The following is a 14,192-nucleotide window of genomic DNA, read 5'->3' on the forward strand; positions in this document are numbered from 1 at the left end:
CGGCGCTGGCCTCGCCGCATCCGCTTGATCGGCATTTCAGTTGCGATGGTAGAAAGTACTGCAGTCAGATGCGCTCCAGAGCGGAGGCCGAGTTTTTCAACAGGAATTGTCCCGGTACTCGCATGGATGGCGATCATGACGGAGTGCCGTGCGAAAATGATTCCAGGTTCTGACTTCAGCTAGATGGATCACTGGAGTTGTGCAGTGAATCGGTTGGCGGACGCTTTACCTCGGTACCGGTCAACCGGCCCACCTTGACGTGACCGTGCAGTCCGGCAAATTCGCGATCGGCCTGACGCTGCACCTGGTCCAGCAATACCGATGCGGTGCTCAAGGGCATGCTGCTGCCCTTGCCGGGATTTTGCTGTGGCCCGGTGGGACTGATTCCGGCGAGGTAGGCCTGTCCACCCCAAAATGCGGCTTGGCGCAGCAGTTCGGTGCGGCGGTTGTAGCGCCGTTCGGCGCGCTTGCCGGCATGCGCATCGTCGTAGCGGGGCTTGAGCTGCTTGAACAAGGCATTGGCGCGCGCGGTTTGCGCCGCGCTCAGCCGGCTGCGCGCCAGTGCGTAGTCACGCATGTAGGTCCGGTTGCCACGCTCTACCGACAAGGCCAGCCATGCCGTGCCACGTGCTGGATCGGCGGGAAGTCCCAGGTCACCATGGAAATAGGCCAGGCCCAGCGCATACTGCGAAGCCTTGTCGCCCCAGTAGGCCGCCTCGCGAAGATCGGATACGGCCTTGCGCGCGTATTGGTGGCTGGCGTCGATGCGTGCCTGGCAGGCGTAGTACACGCCCGGCAGCAGGCTTTGCAATCCGGCATTGCATGAAAGCGTGCCAGCCGCATGGTGGGCAGGTTCCTTGGCGGTGACATAGGTGCTGGTGCACATCAGCGCTGCAGCCAGTGCCACGCCGGTCATCATTCGGTGAATCGCCACGGGCTCACTCCTGTGATATCCAAATAGGCGTCCTTCCGCAATCTACGCCGCCTGCCCGTGGTGCTCAACACGCCGGCGCGTGGCACAGTGCATCCACTTTAGGGAGAGATGAGGGCACGGCATGAGGGCTTGGATCGGCATGATGCTGAGCGTGGCGAGCGCATCGGTGATGGCCGCTACGCCGCCACGCTCGGCGACGACGGCGGCCAGCGCGCCGCAGCACAACGCCAGCTACATCGATAGCCACGGCACGGCGCATGTGTCTCGCCTCGTGCCGGTGCCCAAGACCATCAGCGCTCAGGCGCAGGCCTTTCTTGCGCAGCGCGCGTCCGATGCGCCCGATCACAGCAGCGTGGCCCAGCAGCGCCGCGCGGTGGACGCCTGGCAGGCCGGCGCCGCGAAGGACTTTCTGAAGCGTTATCCGGCCACCGTGCGCGCCGATCGCATGGCCGGTGTGCCTGTCCGTGTGGTGACGCCGATGCACCTGCCGGCGGCGCATCGTGACTACGTGCTGATGAACCTGCATGGCGGCGGGTTCGTGGTCGATTCCGGCTCGTTCACCGAATCGATCCCGCTGGCGCATCTGACGCGGACCAAGGTGGTGTCGGTACTGTATCCGCTGGCGCCCGAGCATCCGTTTCCGGCGGCCCTGGATGCCGCGGTGGCGGTCTACAAGCAGCTACTAAAGCGCTATCCCGCCCGTCATATCGTCATCTATGGATCATCGGCCGGCGCGGCACTGACCGGGGAGGTGGCTGCGGAGCTGAAGCGCCGGCACCTGCCGGAACCGGCCGCGCTGGGCATTTTTGCCGGCTTTGCGGACTTCTCGCATGCCGGTGACTCGCAGTCGTTGTTCGGGCTGAACGGCCTGTCTGGAACGCTCGACAAACCGAAGACGGGCCAGCCGCTGGCGGCCGAGTATGTGGGCAAAACCAACCCGCGCAATCCGCGCCTGTCACCACTGTTTTCCCATCTGTATGGCCTGCCGCCAACGCTGTTTCTGACCAGTACGCGTGACCTTCTGTTGAGCGGCACCACCATCATGGAGCGGGCGTTTCGCCACGCCGGGATCGACACGCGCCTGATCGTGTTCGAGGCGCTACCGCACACCTTCTGGAACAACCCGCAGTTGCCCGAATCGCAGCAGGCCTTCCGTGACATGGCGGCGTTCTTTACTTGCCATCTTTACGGCCATGCGGATATCGCACCAATGGCAAAGCGCTGATCACGCCATGGGTGGTGCGGCCAGGGCGCTCAGGTGGACATGCAGGGCGATGTAGACCAGATACAGCGCCAGCCCCTTGCGGCCGCCGCGGCACAGACCTTGGTGGAACAGCCAGAGCAGACCATCGGCCAGCACATTGTCGCTGGCTGCAAGGCCACGCGGCATGGCCATGTGACGATTCCAGGCCTGGGTCAGCCAGGGGATCACGGTGCGTCCGGCGATCCCCGAGAGCACCAGCACCACCTGCATTTCGATCAGCATCAGCAGGCCGTCCACACCCACTGCGCTGACCACATCGGTAAGCATTGGCGCCAGCAGCTGCAGTTCCGGGCGGAACAAGGCCAGCAGCAAGGCGACCAGCAACAACCAGCGGGCCAGTTTCCAGAGTCGTCGCTGCCAGGCCGCCCGCATGGTTTACGCCTGCTGGATCGATGATGGCTTCACGCCGGCCCAGGTTTCCAGGATGGCCTTGAGCTGTTCCCGCTGCGCCTGGGTTTGCGGATGGTCCAGTCCGTTTGCCCGGTAGCTTTCGTCCATGGCCTTGATCACCGACATCGCCTCGCGCATGCGGGCCTTGCCCGGATCACCACGCTGCATGGCGAGCATCATCAAGCGCTCGACGTCGTTGCCCTGGGCAAATTGCCTCAGCGTGCCTGAGACCAAGGTGGACAGGCCGCTGCCGTAGCCCGCCAGCGCTTCGCTGGCGGTGCGCTTGTCGCGGCTGTCGACGCGAGCTTTGACGAGGTCATCCTTCATGCGACGGCTCCTGCGTATGTGGGGCTTTCACTCTATGCCGGTTGCCACCGATAAAGGTGGCCACAACGCGTCAGGCGCCACTTGCCGCGATGCCGGCAAACTGCCGGATCGCGGCAGCGGTGTCTTCGATGCGGTAGTGGTCGGACATGGGGCCGATTTCCACTTCCGTCATGGCATAGCCATACAGCGGCGCTTCGGCGAAGGCATCGAATAGCCACACGCCGTGTTCCTGCGCGAAGTGGCGATGTTGCTCGGCGAGCGAGGCCGGTGTGCCGGGAAGCCACAGCTGAAAAGCGTTGGTGTGCGGCGTGTGTGGATGAATGACCAGCCCGGGGATGTCGGCCAGCGCCGTCGCCAGTGCGCGGGCGCGGCTCACGAATTCGGGCAGTCGCGGCAGGCGATGCTGTAGCCCGTCCAGCGCCGAGATGGCTTGCGGGTAGGCGGTGAAAAGGTCGCCACCGTAGCGGGTCTTCCATACCTTGAGCGAGGCGACGAACGATTCGGAGCCTGCCACCAATGCACCGCCAAGCCCACCCAGACCCTTGTAGTAGGACACGTAGACGCTGTCGGCCAGCCCCGCCAGTTCCGCCAGCGACAGGCCATAACCGGCAGCCGCCTCCCACAGGCGCGCACCGTCAAAGTGCAGTGGCACCTGGTGCTCGCGACACCAGCGCGAGATAGCGTGCAGCTCATCGATATCGGGAAGCAGATACCCGGCGCGGCGCAGCGGCAGTTCGACGACCACCGCGGCCAGCGGCTCGGTGAGCGCATCCAGCTGCGCGGCAGTGAAGGGCAGGGTGCGACCCAGGCGGATCGGTTGCAGTCCAGCCACACGCTCGACGGCGCTGGCCTCGTCCATGCCAATGTGGCTCAAGGGGTGGATCACCACGTTGTTGCAGCTGCGCGCCTGCGCATAGGCGCGCAGCACGCACAACTGCGCCGTTACCCCCTTGATGAAGAACAGGCCCGCAGGCTTGTCCAGGTGCGCGAGGGTGGCCTGCTCCAACTCGGCGACCGCGCCGCCTTCACCGTAGACATCCACGGCGTCCGTTGCCTGCGGCAACTGGGCCAGTCGTGCCAGCGTTTGCGCCGCCGACGGGGGTGACGGACGCGAGAGAATCAGATGGCAGGACGCTTTGAGGTCGCGATCAATCTGGGGCATGAGCGGGTACCAGGACGACAAAGCGGCCATTTTAGCGCCGCGTCCTGTGGCCTGTTCGGCGGGTGCCAAGTGCCGAAAACCACTACGGCGGCGAAACTGGCCATTGTTGATAGCGACTGGCTACGTGAAAACCAAGCAGCGAGCGGTGGTCGCTACAGGGGAAGATGCCACGCCGCGAACAAGCGCGATGTGCCAGCGTGATGCTTCTGCCGCACGCTGCGCTTGGGCAAGCAGGACCAAGTCCGCAAGCCACGTATCGCGCACAGGGACGTCAGTAGGGTGGCTGCTTGCGCTCTCTTTGCAGGCGGGCCGCTTCAGTCCACCAGGCAAGGTCGTCTGCAAAGCGCACAAACGACGTTTCCAGCGCCTTCCCGCCTTCACCGATCGGCTGGCCTTCCGTGCTGAGTGTGCGGGTGATGGTGCCCACCGTCACTGTGCTGGAAATGACCACCATGCCCATTTCCGACAGCGTTCCGTGCCACATCAGGCTGGCGCGTGCGCCGCCTATGCGTCCGGCCGAATAGCTGACAATGCCGGCCGGTCGCCAGAACCACTCTTCCAGGAAATGGTCGGTAAGGTTCTTCAGGCCAGGCTGCATGCCCCAGTTGTACTCGCCAGTGACGAAGACGAAACCGTCGGCCTGGCGGATCTTGCCGGCGAGCGTTTCCATGGCTGCCGGTGCCTGGCCGGATGGATACTCCTTGTACATGCGATCGAGCATCGGCAGGCCGATGGCTTTGGCGTCGATCAATTCGGCCTCGAAACCGCGCGCGCAGAGGTTTCGGGTGGTGTAGTGGGCCAGTCGAATGCCGGCGCGGTCGGAGCGGTAAGAGCCATACAGGACAAGAATGTGGTCGGCCACGTCGAGATCCTCTTGGCTTTTGGGGTGTGCCCATGATGCCGCAAACGGTGGCACAGGCCACGCGCTCCCGCCGAGCAGCGCACAAGAAGGTTCCCGGCGGGGCGTGATTGGCACCACCGCTGCATGTGTGATGCGGTTCGGGGCTCAGTGGGGGGCGATACCGGTCGCCGCTCGAGGGCGTTTATCTCACCTGCGCGGACCGCTGGACGAATTCGGCTCGTCGGTGCTTCAGGTGTGGGCGGCAAGCGCCGGGCGCTGGCGATCGGACCACACCATCGTGCCCCAGATCAGCATGCCGCACACGGCCAGGACCACGCCGACCAGACCGGTGGCGTGCCAGCCGTAACCGGCGGCCAGTGCCAGGCCGGCCAGCCACGGACCAATCGCGTTGGCCATGTTGAAGGCGGCATGATTGAGCGCGGCGGCCAGTGTCTGCGCGTTGCCGGCCACGTCCATCAGCCGCGTCTGCAATGGCACCAGCAGGCCACCACTCAGGCCGATCACGAACAGTGCCGCGGCCATCAGCACGACGTTGCCTATTGACACCGCATAGAAGCCGCCGGCCAGCCCCAGCAGAATCTGGAAGCCGGCGGCCGACTTGAGTAGGCGGCCACCGGAAACGATGCCGGCCACGTAATTGCCCAACACGCTGCCGACACCGAACAGCATCAGAATCACCGACACGCCCCAGGCCGGCTCGTCGGTGGTGGCCAGGAATGCCGAGCTGAAATACGAGTACACCGCGAACATGCCGCCAAAACCGATCGCGCCCATGGCCAGCGTCAGCAGCACATCACGATTGCGCAGTGCGTGCAGTTCGGCCAGCGGGTGGGCATCGGGGTGCGGGCCTTTGTAGGGCGCGGTGCGGGCCACCATCACCACGCTCAGGCAGGCCAGTGCGCCGACCAGTGCGAAGCCGACACGCCAGCCCAGTTCCTGGCCAATGTAGTTGACCACCGGCACGCCGACCACGTTGGCAATGGCCAGGCCCATGATGACGTGGCTGACGGCGTGGGCGCGCCGGCCCGGGCCGGCAATGTCGGCCGCAAACAGCATGGCGATGCCAAAGAACGCGCCGTGCGGCAGGCCGGTGACAAAGCGCGCCAGGTCCATCATCAACATGGAGCTGGACATGGCGGTGACGAAGTTGCCCAGGCCGAACACCGCCATCAGTACCAGCAGCACATACTTGCGCGGCAGTCGCGAGGTGAACACCGCAATCAGCGGGGCACCCACCACCACGCCCAGGGCGTAGGCGCTGATGGCGTGGCCGGCCACCGTTTCGCTGGCGTGGAACTCGTGCGCGAAATAGGGCAGCAGGCTCATCGCGGCAAACTCGCCCGCGCCGATGGCAAAGGCGCCGGAAGCCAGCCAGAAAATCACCACGGCCAGCGAGTAGCCGTGGGATGAAGCGTCGGGCGTGTGGATGGTGCGGGCCATGAGCAATCCAGAAATACATCGGGCGTGGCCATGGCGCAGGCCACGGTCACGTGGGAGTACGAGGGTGAAGCGTGCCGGTTCGGCTAAGGGTGCTGGCAGCGTGACGGCACCGGCTGGCGAAGGTGGGTCGTCACGAAGCGTCCGGTGATTCCACCGGACACTCCGGCCATTCTACAGACGCATGTCGCGCGCAGATACATTCCCGGTATTAGACCTTCCGCTGAGGAAATCCGGCCAAACCCTCATGGCGATATCAGATATCGTTACCTTAGACGCATGCGCGCGCGCCAGCGATGGCTACATTGGAGCGATGGCGGCACGTGTTTGCCCTGGCTACCGGAGAGTTCCATGAAGCACCTTGTTCGCACATCACTGGTTTCGGCGCTGATGCTGGCCGGTCTTTCCGCGCCAGCCTGGGCGCGCGCGCCGGCGGCGGCCTCTGCCTCCGATGCTGGCGGCTGGCAGTCGCTGTTCAATGGGCGCAGCCTGGCCGGTTGGCATTCCTACAACATGAAGGGTGCGGCCAGCGGCTGGTCGGTGGTCGACGGCGCCATCCACCTTCAGCGCACGCCCGACAGCAAGCTGGAGCAGGTACAGGATCTGATCACCGATGCCAGCTATCAGAATTTCGATCTGAAGCTGGAGTGGAAGATGAGCCCGTGCGCCGATGCCGGCGTGATGTTCAACGTGCACGAAGATCCCAAGTACACCTACACCTTCGAGACCGGTGTGGAGATGCAGATTGCCGATCTGGCCTGCACCGTGCCCGACAGTCGCGTGTTGTACGAGCGCGCCGGCGACATGTTCGACCTGTATGCGGCGCCGTACGAGTCGGTACGTGCGGCCGGGCAGTGGAACCAGATCGAGATCCGTGTCGACCACGGCCACGTACAGTTCCTCCAGAACGGCAAGAAGACGGTCGATACGCATCTGTGGACGGCGGCCTGGAAACAACGCGTAGCCAAGACCAAGTTCGCCACGTGGCCGGGCTTTGCCAAATATCACCAGGGGCACATCTCGCTGCAGGGCACCGAGAACAAGGGCCGCGCCGGGCAGCCGATCCAGCTGTGGTTCCGCCACATCCGCATCAAGCGTCTGTAGGCACTGGTCGCCGGGTGGCGCCATTGCGCACAATGGCCGGCCACCCACAGATGGCAGGCATTGGTGCAGATTCGCGATATCCGGCCCGACGAATGCGGCGCGCTCGGGCTGTTGATGGTGCAGGTATACAGCGCCCTGCCGGGCTTTCCACAGGCCGACGCGCAGCCGCGCTACTACGCCACGCTGGCGCGGGTCGGCGATTTTGTCGACGTGCCCGGCGCGCGCGTGCTGGTGGCGCTGGATGAAAGCGGCACGCTGTTGGGCGGCGTGGTCTATTTCGCCGACATGGCTCACTACGGCTCGGGTGGGCCGGGCACCGATCTGCAAAAGACCTCGGGCATCCGCCTGCTGGTCGTGGACCCCGACCAGCGCGGCCGCGGTGTCGGCCGCGCCCTGACCGAAGCCTGCATCACGCTGGCCCGCCAGGCCGGGCATCGCCAGGTGGTGCTGCATTCGACCCGGGCCATGCAGGTGGCCTGGCGCATGTATCAGCGCATGGGGTTCGAACGCGTCCAGGCGCTGGATTTCATGCAGGGTGAGCTGGGCGTTTTCGGTTTCCGCCTGGCGCTTTGAGGCGCGTGGCGAACCGCCTTCAGCCGGCCGTGCGCGCCAGGTAGACGCTCTGCGTGAACGGGCGATCCTGCAACGGGTTGTAGAAGGTCACTTCCTCGCCCCAGGCATCGGCAAACACCTCGCGCAGGCGCGTGATGAAGGCCTCATCCGGTGGCTCGTTGGACCACAGCCCGAACACGCCGCCGGGCACCAGGTGGCGGCTGAGCGCGCGCAAGCCATCGGGCTGATAGAACGAGGTGCTGCGCGGGTCCAGCAGCGCTTCGGGCGAATGATCGATATCGACCAGGATGGCATCGAAGCGGCGCGCGGCTTGCCCGGGATCGAAGCCGGTTTCGCTGCGCGCCATGGCGAAAAAGTCGCCGTGCACGAAACGGCAGCGTGGGTCGCCGGTGAGCGTGGGCCCCAGCGGCAGCAGGCCGCTCTGGTGCCAGTCGATCACCGCTTCCAGGAAATCCACCACCAAGAGCGACTGCACGCCGCTGTCTTCCAGCACCGTGCGCGCGGTGTAGCCCAGGCCCAGGCCGCCAACCACCACATTGCGCGCCTGCCCGGCAAAAGCGGCCAAGCCCTGGCGCGCCAGCGCCACTTCCGAGTCGGTGAAAAGGCTGGACATCAGGAACTCGTCACCCAGCTTGATCTCGATCACCTCCACCTTCAGCAGCGGCTCGGTGCGGCGGCGCACGCTGAGCGCGCCGATCGGCGTGGGACGGTAGTCCAGTTCCTCGAAAATCATGTCCATGCAGGCAGGCTCCGGCAGCGGCGTGGCCGGGACGGCCAGGGGGCGGGCAGTGTCGCGCATCGCGCCGCAGTGGGAAAGCCGCAGACTGCATGCGGCGCGCTTGATTTGCCTCAATACGCCGTGTCCCCGGCGGCAGGACACTGCGCCCTGGAGACACAATGAGGATTGCTGCCATGAGCGGACACGATCAGGTCGACTGGAACCAGGCGCCGGAACAGGCCAAAGCCTGGGCCGTGGACAGCCAGGGCCAGGCGCACTGGCTGCACTGGGACGCGCGCCACGACCATTTCGATGACGGCGCCTGGGTGCAACCGGGTCTTACCAACAACGTGCAATACGCCAAGACGCCGGCACAACTGTTTGGATGGGATCCCAACCACGCCTGGCGCGAAAGTTTGACATTGCGTCCCTGAGGGCGGTCGCATCGTTCGGCCCATCCCGGGGCCACCATCTCCCGGTGAGGCGGCAGCCACGAATGTTGTGCCCCTAAGACACAACGCGCTGTCGCCTCGTTTTTGTCGATACCGGGACGCAACCAGTCGTGTATCGGGCGGGTGCCGGGCCGCGAAGGTCGTGTGCACCATCCACGGTTGGGCGCTCACATACCAGCGGAAGTATCTCGTGGGCGGCTTCGTGGAACGTTGAGACGCCTCCGTTGGCGTGGGTGGCGATGCGGCACGTCCTTTCCTGTTCCTCCCCGGACCCCTCGACGCATCAGCATGGCGGTTGCCTTTGTCTAACTTCGGGGCCGGGCAGCGAATCGGCATTCACTACCATGTCGATAATCATTCTCATACAGAATGATAGATATGTAGTTTTGGAAAATATCGCTCGAGCATTCGGCGTGCCGGTCGATAAAAGTCATGACTTAAGGCACATGCGTTGTTGGTATTGACGACGGCCTTCAATGGCCCTAGCGGGCTTTCTTCAGCGGCCGGCTCTAGAGAGACAGCCCGTCGCAATGTCCTCGCATGTTTGCGAGCAGGAGGCTGTGATGACGCGTCAGCGTGCTGTGGGTATCCAGGGTAACGACGTGCCCATGCTTGGTGCGATCGCCATTACATGGCTGGGTGCGATTTTCTATGCTTGGCGCGACAACGCCCTGGCCCCGGCATTGCTGGTCGGTCTGGTGTTACTGGCGGTCAGTATCACGGTCGCCCTGGTTTCGCGTGGCGCGCGGGCGTCGCAGATACTTCTGCCCGTGCTCGGCATGTTGATGGTTGGTGTCTTGATCCAGGCGGACATTGGCAGGAACGTGGCGCACTTTGGCGTCTTTGCCATGCTCGGGGTCACCGTGGTCTACCGGTCGGTGACCGCGACTATCGCGGCCGCGGCAGCGATTGCCGTGCATCACGTGTTGTTCAATTACCTGCAAGGCCTTAGCTGGTTTCAGATTTACGGTTGGTCGCCGATCTGCTTCACCACACCCAACTGGTGGGCCGTCTTGGAACACGCTTTGTATGTGGTCGCCGAAACGGTGGTTCTGGTGGTGCTCGCGCGCCGGTCCGCGCGTGATTTCGCAGCCGTGAGCCAGATCAGCGACATGGCACACCGTCTCACGGCCGACCCCAAGCGGCTTAATCTCAACCTGACCCAATACGGGCAAGTCACCGAGCCTGGCGCGCGCCAGCTGTACGGCGCCTTCGAACAGATCGCCGGACTTGTGCAGGAGGTTCGCAACGGCGCACAGTCAGTACGTGCCGCGTCGGCCAGCATTTCCAGCGGGAACGACGAGCTTAGCCGTCGCACGCAGGAGTCGGCTGCGCGCCTGCAGCAAACCGCCGCAGCGATGGAACAGATGACAGCTGCCGTTCGCCAGACAGCCGACCATGCCGAGCACGCGCACAAGCTGGCGCGCGAGGCGGTTGATTGTGCGGCCAGCGGTGGCGAGGTCGCGAGCCAGGCGGTCGACGCCATGCACGCGATTCAGAACGACAGCTCACAGATATCCGATATCGTGAGCCTGATCGACGACATCTCGTTCCAGACTAACCTGCTGGCCCTCAATGCCGCCGTCGAGGCGGCCCGCGCTGGAGAGCAGGGGCGGGGCTTTGCCGTGGTGGCCAGTGAGGTGCGAAATCTCGCTCAGCGAAGCGCTGGTGCGGCCAAGGATATACGCCGTCTTATCGAAGGTAGCGTGGAGCGCGTGCAGTCTGGAGCACAGCTTGTCACCCGCTCCGGCGAAGCACTCTCGCTGATAGTCGAAAGCGTTCGCCAGGCCAGCGTCATTGTCGAGGAAATCAGCTCCGCCACGGCCGAGCAGTCCACCAGCATTGACCAGGTCAACCAGGTGCTCACGCACATGGATCATGCGACGCAGAAGAACGCTGCCATGGTAGAGGAGGCGGCATCGGCCAGTCGCTCGATGATGGATAATGCTGAGGCGCTGGATTCGAAGGTGTCCGTATTCGAATTGGGTGAATCGCGGGCGGCGTTGCCCGGTATCACGCGTAAGTCACTTCCCGCAGCGGTCTGATATCGGGGGTTGCTGACCGGCCTGGGGCGGGGCCCTGATCCGGCTCATTGCCGCTCCGGATGCCATGGATGGGTCGAGGGGTGCGAACGACTCATCCCGGGTTACGGCGCATCACGTTAGGGTGGCCGGATGACGAAGCATCCGGCCGGATCGGCAAGCCGTTTTCCCATCGTCCGCAAGCGACGAACACTGTTTCCATTCGTGCTGCTGGCTCTGCTGGCCGGCTGCGCCACTCAGCGCACGGTGCAACGACCACAGCGTCGCCCAGCGCAGGTGCGCGCGCAGATCGTGCATCTGTTGCCCGGCCATGTGAGTGACAAGCCGGCCTGGGCTACGGATATCTACGCCGCCTTCGCCGCGCAGCGTCTTGATCCGGACACCTCGCAGCTGTGCCAGGTGATCGCGGTGACAGCGCAGGAGTCGGGCTTTCGCGTGCATCCGGTGGTGCCAAACCTGCCGCACATCGCACGCAAGGCCATCGACGAGCGCGCCAGCAAGGCGCACGTGCCGCAGTTTCTGGTGCGTGCCGCGTTGTGGCTGAAATCGCCCAATGGCCAGCGCTATAGCCAGCGCATCGCGCAGGTGAAAACCGAGCAGCAGATGAGTGAGCTGTTCGAGGATTTCATCGGCATGGTGCCATTGGGCAAGCACCTGTTCGGGGATCTGAATCCCGTGCACACGGCCGGCCCCATGCAGGTGAGCGTGGACTTTGCCAAGGCCCATGCGCAGCGCTATCCCTATCCCGTGCCCGGCTCCATCCGCAGCGAGGTGTTCACGCGTCGCGGCGGCATGTATTTCGGCATTGCCAATCTGCTCGGCAATCCGGTGGCCTACCCGTCGTCGCTGTATCGGTTTGCCGACTACAACGCCGGCTGGTTCGCCAGTCGCAATGCGGCATTTCAGCACGCGGTGAGCGTGGCCTCGGGCATCGCGCTGGCGCTGGATGGCGACCTGGTGGTGCCCGACGCCGGCTTTGACGCCAAACCCGGCGCCACCGAACGCGCGGTGCGCAGCCTGCGCCGGAAGCTGCGTATGAGCGATGGCGACATTCATGCCGCGCTGGAGCAGGGCAATGCCAGTGTCGATTTTGCTGGCAGCCGTCTATACCGCCGCGTGTTCGCGCTGGCCGACCATGTCGCTGGCAAACCGCAGCCACGCGCGATGCTGCCGCGAATCACCCTGCACAGTCCGAAAATCAGCCGCAAGCTGACCACCGCGTGGTTCGCGCGCCGCGTTGATCACCGCTACCAGCAGTGTCTGGCCCGCGCGCACTGACCTGACCAAAGACGTATCCGCGCGCCACCGGCGACGCGTTAGACTGCCCTGCTCAAATCCCCCATCCACCCGCATCCGGAGGCTCCACGATGTCCTACCGTGCCCACGCCGAGCGCTACGAGCGCGTCCCCTACCGTCGCTGCGGTCGCAGCGGACTGATGCTGCCGGCCATCTCGCTGGGCTTCTGGCACAACTTTGGCGACAACGTGGAGATTGACCGCCAGCGCGCGATGCTGCGCACGGCGTTCGATCACGGCATCACGCATTTCGATCTGGCCAACAATTACGGCCCGCCGTACGGCAGTGCCGAGATCAATTTCGGCCGCCTGCTGCGTGAGGATTTTTCCGCCTACCGCGATGAGCTGGTGATTTCGACCAAGGCCGGCTGGGACATGTGGCCGGGCCCGTATGGGCAGGGCGGCGGCTCGCGCAAGTACATGCTGGCCAGCCTGGACCAGAGCCTCAAGCGCATGGGGCTGGACTATGTGGATATTTTCTACCACCACCGCTTTGATGCCGACACGCCGCTGGAGGAAACCGCGCTGGCCTTGGCCGCAGCGGTGAATCAGGGCAAGGCGCTGTACGTGGGCATTTCCTCCTATTCGCCGGGCAAGACGCGCGAGATGGCCGCCCTCCTGAAGGAGCTGCGCGTGCCGCTGCTGATTCATCAGCCTTCGTACAACATGCTCAACCGCTGGATCGAGACCGACGGCCTGCTCGATGCCACCGAGGAAGTGGGCGCGGGCGTGATCACCTTCAGTCCGCTGGCGCAAGGTTTGCTGACCGACAAGTATCTGGATGGCGTGCCCCAGGATGCGCGCGTCAATCAGGCTGGCGGCGGCTCGTTCACCCAGGCGCACCTGTCGGAGGAAAACCTGGCCCATGTGCGTGCGCTCAACGCGATTGCGCAAAAGCGTGGCCAGAGTCTGGCGCAGATGGCACTGGTGTGGACGCTGCGCGACCCGCGCGTGACCACCACGCTGATTGGTGCCAGTCGGCCCGAGCAGATCGAACAGAACGTCGCCGCGTTGTCGAACATGGCGTTCACCGATGCCGAGCTTGCCGAAATCGACCAGCACGCCAAGGACGGTGGCATCAATCTTTGGAAGAAGCCGTCCACGGATCAGCGGGTTTAGGCAGCGCCTGGGCCGGCGTGGCGTCGTCTTCGCCGGCCTCTTCGATGCGGTGCGGGCAGCGGGCGCAGCGCGTGCCCTGAAAGTGCACGCAGTCGCAGCGGGGCGTGCAGATGCGTCGCCACGGCAGTCGCGCCGCCCACGGCACCCAGAACAAAGTGACCAGCTGCGCCAGTACGCCGCTGGTTGATGTGCTGGGGATGGCCGGCGGCGGCATTTGGACCACCGGCGCGCTGTCCGCGGCGGGCGGTGCCTCGCGTGGCAGGTTGGGCCATGGCATGGTCACGCTGGCCAGTGAAACCCCCGATGGCGCGCGCGCCTGGCCTGGCAACGGCGCCAATGGCGCGGCGGGCGCCATCATCTGCGTAGGCGCGGCCAAGATCCGTGGTTGGGTCTGGCGACTGGCATCCCAGGTCTGCAGCAGCTGGCCGATGGCGGTACCGCTGGCGGCGCCAGCTTGCCGTCGCCGTTCGTCGATCATCATGGCCGGAGCCATTGACGGCGTCGCGGTCGATA

The 14,192-nt window shown here is 64.7% G+C and carries 15 protein-coding genes and 1 pseudogene; 8 read left to right on the plus strand and 8 right to left on the minus strand.

The window, feature by feature from the left end:
- Positions 1 to 35: 35 nt before the first annotated feature.
- Positions 36 to 173: pseudogene (locus tag HBF24_RS17280) on the plus strand (excalibur calcium-binding domain-containing protein); the annotation flags it as partial.
- 2 nt (positions 174 to 175) lie between these two features.
- Here HBF24_RS17280 and HBF24_RS03250 read toward each other — a convergent pair.
- On the minus strand, positions 176 to 934 hold the full coding sequence (locus tag HBF24_RS03250) for a sel1 repeat family protein (RefSeq protein WP_167168949.1): 759 nt from the start codon (positions 932 to 934) through the stop codon (positions 176 to 178).
- A 121-nt stretch (positions 935 to 1,055) separates the two neighbouring features.
- Here HBF24_RS03250 and HBF24_RS03255 point away from each other — a divergent pair, with 121 nt between their 5' ends.
- Positions 1,056 to 2,159, plus strand: coding sequence for an alpha/beta hydrolase (locus tag HBF24_RS03255; protein WP_206064166.1), 1,104 nt, complete (start codon positions 1,056 to 1,058; stop codon positions 2,157 to 2,159).
- On the opposite strand, the gene HBF24_RS03260 is transcribed toward HBF24_RS03255, so the two are convergent.
- From HBF24_RS03260 to HBF24_RS03280, 5 genes are all read right to left on the minus strand, one after another.
- Positions 2,160 to 2,570, minus strand: coding sequence for a hypothetical protein (locus HBF24_RS03260; RefSeq protein ID WP_167168952.1), 411 nt, complete (start codon positions 2,568 to 2,570; stop codon positions 2,160 to 2,162).
- A 3-nt stretch (positions 2,571 to 2,573) separates the two neighbouring features.
- On the minus strand, positions 2,574 to 2,915 hold the full coding sequence (locus tag HBF24_RS03265; RefSeq protein ID WP_167168955.1) for a hypothetical protein: 342 nt from the start codon (positions 2,913 to 2,915) through the stop codon (positions 2,574 to 2,576).
- Positions 2,916 to 2,985: 70 nt separating this feature from the next.
- Positions 2,986 to 4,077 carry an aminotransferase class I/II-fold pyridoxal phosphate-dependent enzyme gene (locus tag HBF24_RS03270; RefSeq protein ID WP_167168958.1) on the minus strand — a complete coding sequence of 364 codons (1,092 nt, stop codon included), beginning with the start codon at positions 4,075 to 4,077 and terminating at the stop codon, positions 2,986 to 2,988.
- Between the two features lie 271 nt (positions 4,078 to 4,348).
- Complete coding sequence (locus HBF24_RS03275; RefSeq protein WP_167168961.1) at positions 4,349 to 4,939, minus strand: NADPH-dependent FMN reductase; 591 nt, start codon at positions 4,937 to 4,939, stop codon at positions 4,349 to 4,351.
- Between the two features lie 228 nt (positions 4,940 to 5,167).
- Positions 5,168 to 6,379, minus strand: a complete 1,212-nt coding sequence (locus HBF24_RS03280; RefSeq protein WP_167168963.1) for an MFS transporter — start codon at positions 6,377 to 6,379, stop codon at positions 5,168 to 5,170.
- A 348-nt stretch (positions 6,380 to 6,727) separates the two neighbouring features.
- On the opposite strand from HBF24_RS03280, the gene HBF24_RS03285 reads away from it, so the two are divergent.
- Together HBF24_RS03285 and HBF24_RS03290 are read left to right on the plus strand one after the other, a co-directional pair.
- Positions 6,728 to 7,480, plus strand: coding sequence for a DUF1080 domain-containing protein (locus HBF24_RS03285; protein WP_240922172.1), 753 nt, complete (start codon positions 6,728 to 6,730; stop codon positions 7,478 to 7,480).
- 63 nt (positions 7,481 to 7,543) lie between these two features.
- Complete coding sequence (locus HBF24_RS03290; RefSeq protein WP_206064168.1) at positions 7,544 to 8,053, plus strand: GNAT family N-acetyltransferase; 510 nt, start codon at positions 7,544 to 7,546, stop codon at positions 8,051 to 8,053.
- A 19-nt stretch (positions 8,054 to 8,072) separates the two neighbouring features.
- On the opposite strand, the gene HBF24_RS03295 is transcribed toward HBF24_RS03290, so the two are convergent.
- Positions 8,073 to 8,792 carry a spermidine synthase gene (locus tag HBF24_RS03295; RefSeq protein WP_167168969.1) on the minus strand — a complete coding sequence of 240 codons (720 nt, stop codon included), beginning with the start codon at positions 8,790 to 8,792 and terminating at the stop codon, positions 8,073 to 8,075.
- 173 nt (positions 8,793 to 8,965) lie between these two features.
- On the opposite strand from HBF24_RS03295, the gene HBF24_RS03300 reads away from it, so the two are divergent.
- The 4 genes from HBF24_RS03300 to mgrA all read left to right on the plus strand — a co-directional run bounded on the left by HBF24_RS03300 (position 8,966) and on the right by mgrA (position 13,679).
- Positions 8,966 to 9,205, plus strand: coding sequence for a hypothetical protein (locus tag HBF24_RS03300; protein ID WP_167168972.1), 240 nt, complete (start codon positions 8,966 to 8,968; stop codon positions 9,203 to 9,205).
- 581 nt (positions 9,206 to 9,786) lie between these two features.
- Entirely contained in the window at positions 9,787 to 11,268 is a 1,482-nt protein-coding gene (locus HBF24_RS17390; RefSeq protein WP_167168975.1) for a methyl-accepting chemotaxis protein, read from the plus strand.
- A 129-nt stretch (positions 11,269 to 11,397) separates the two neighbouring features.
- Entirely contained in the window at positions 11,398 to 12,543 is a 1,146-nt protein-coding gene (locus HBF24_RS03310; RefSeq protein WP_167168978.1) for a DUF1615 domain-containing protein, read from the plus strand.
- A gap of 89 nt (positions 12,544 to 12,632) precedes the next feature.
- The gene (gene mgrA, locus HBF24_RS03315; protein WP_167168980.1) at positions 12,633 to 13,679 is read left to right on the plus strand and encodes an L-glyceraldehyde 3-phosphate reductase; all 1,047 of its coding nucleotides are present in this window, start codon (positions 12,633 to 12,635) and stop codon (positions 13,677 to 13,679) included.
- On the opposite strand, the gene HBF24_RS03320 is transcribed toward mgrA, so the two are convergent.
- The gene (locus tag HBF24_RS03320; RefSeq protein ID WP_167168984.1) at positions 13,639 to 14,160 is read right to left on the minus strand and encodes a hypothetical protein; all 522 of its coding nucleotides are present in this window, start codon (positions 14,158 to 14,160) and stop codon (positions 13,639 to 13,641) included. The genes mgrA and HBF24_RS03320 overlap by 41 nt on opposite strands.
- Positions 14,161 to 14,192 lie beyond the last annotated feature (32 nt).

Origin of the sequence: Oleiagrimonas sp. C23AA, assembly GCF_011759385.1 — a bacterium.
Classification (GTDB): Bacteria; Pseudomonadota; Gammaproteobacteria; order Xanthomonadales; family Rhodanobacteraceae; genus Oleiagrimonas.

Coding starts and splice junctions, on each gene's coding strand:
- HBF24_RS03255 (WP_206064166.1), top strand. CDS start 1,056: ATGAGGGCTTGGATCGGCATGATGCTGAGCGTGGCGAGCGCATCGGTG.
- HBF24_RS03260 (WP_167168952.1), bottom strand. CDS start 2,570: ATGCGGGCGGCCTGGCAGCGACGACTCTGGAAACTGGCCCGCTGGTTG.
- HBF24_RS03265 (WP_167168955.1), bottom strand. CDS start 2,915: ATGAAGGATGACCTCGTCAAAGCTCGCGTCGACAGCCGCGACAAGCGC.
- HBF24_RS03270 (WP_167168958.1), bottom strand. CDS start 4,077: ATGCCCCAGATTGATCGCGACCTCAAAGCGTCCTGCCATCTGATTCTC.
- HBF24_RS03280 (WP_167168963.1), bottom strand. CDS start 6,379: ATGGCCCGCACCATCCACACGCCCGACGCTTCATCCCACGGCTACTCG.
- HBF24_RS03285 (WP_240922172.1), top strand. CDS start 6,728: ATGAAGCACCTTGTTCGCACATCACTGGTTTCGGCGCTGATGCTGGCC.
- HBF24_RS03295 (WP_167168969.1), bottom strand. CDS start 8,792: ATGGACATGATTTTCGAGGAACTGGACTACCGTCCCACGCCGATCGGC.
- HBF24_RS03300 (WP_167168972.1), top strand. CDS start 8,966: ATGAGCGGACACGATCAGGTCGACTGGAACCAGGCGCCGGAACAGGCC.
- HBF24_RS17390 (WP_167168975.1), top strand. CDS start 9,787: ATGACGCGTCAGCGTGCTGTGGGTATCCAGGGTAACGACGTGCCCATG.
- HBF24_RS03310 (WP_167168978.1), top strand. CDS start 11,398: ATGACGAAGCATCCGGCCGGATCGGCAAGCCGTTTTCCCATCGTCCGC.
- mgrA (WP_167168980.1), top strand. CDS start 12,633: ATGTCCTACCGTGCCCACGCCGAGCGCTACGAGCGCGTCCCCTACCGT.
- HBF24_RS03320 (WP_167168984.1), bottom strand. CDS start 14,160: ATGATGATCGACGAACGGCGACGGCAAGCTGGCGCCGCCAGCGGTACC.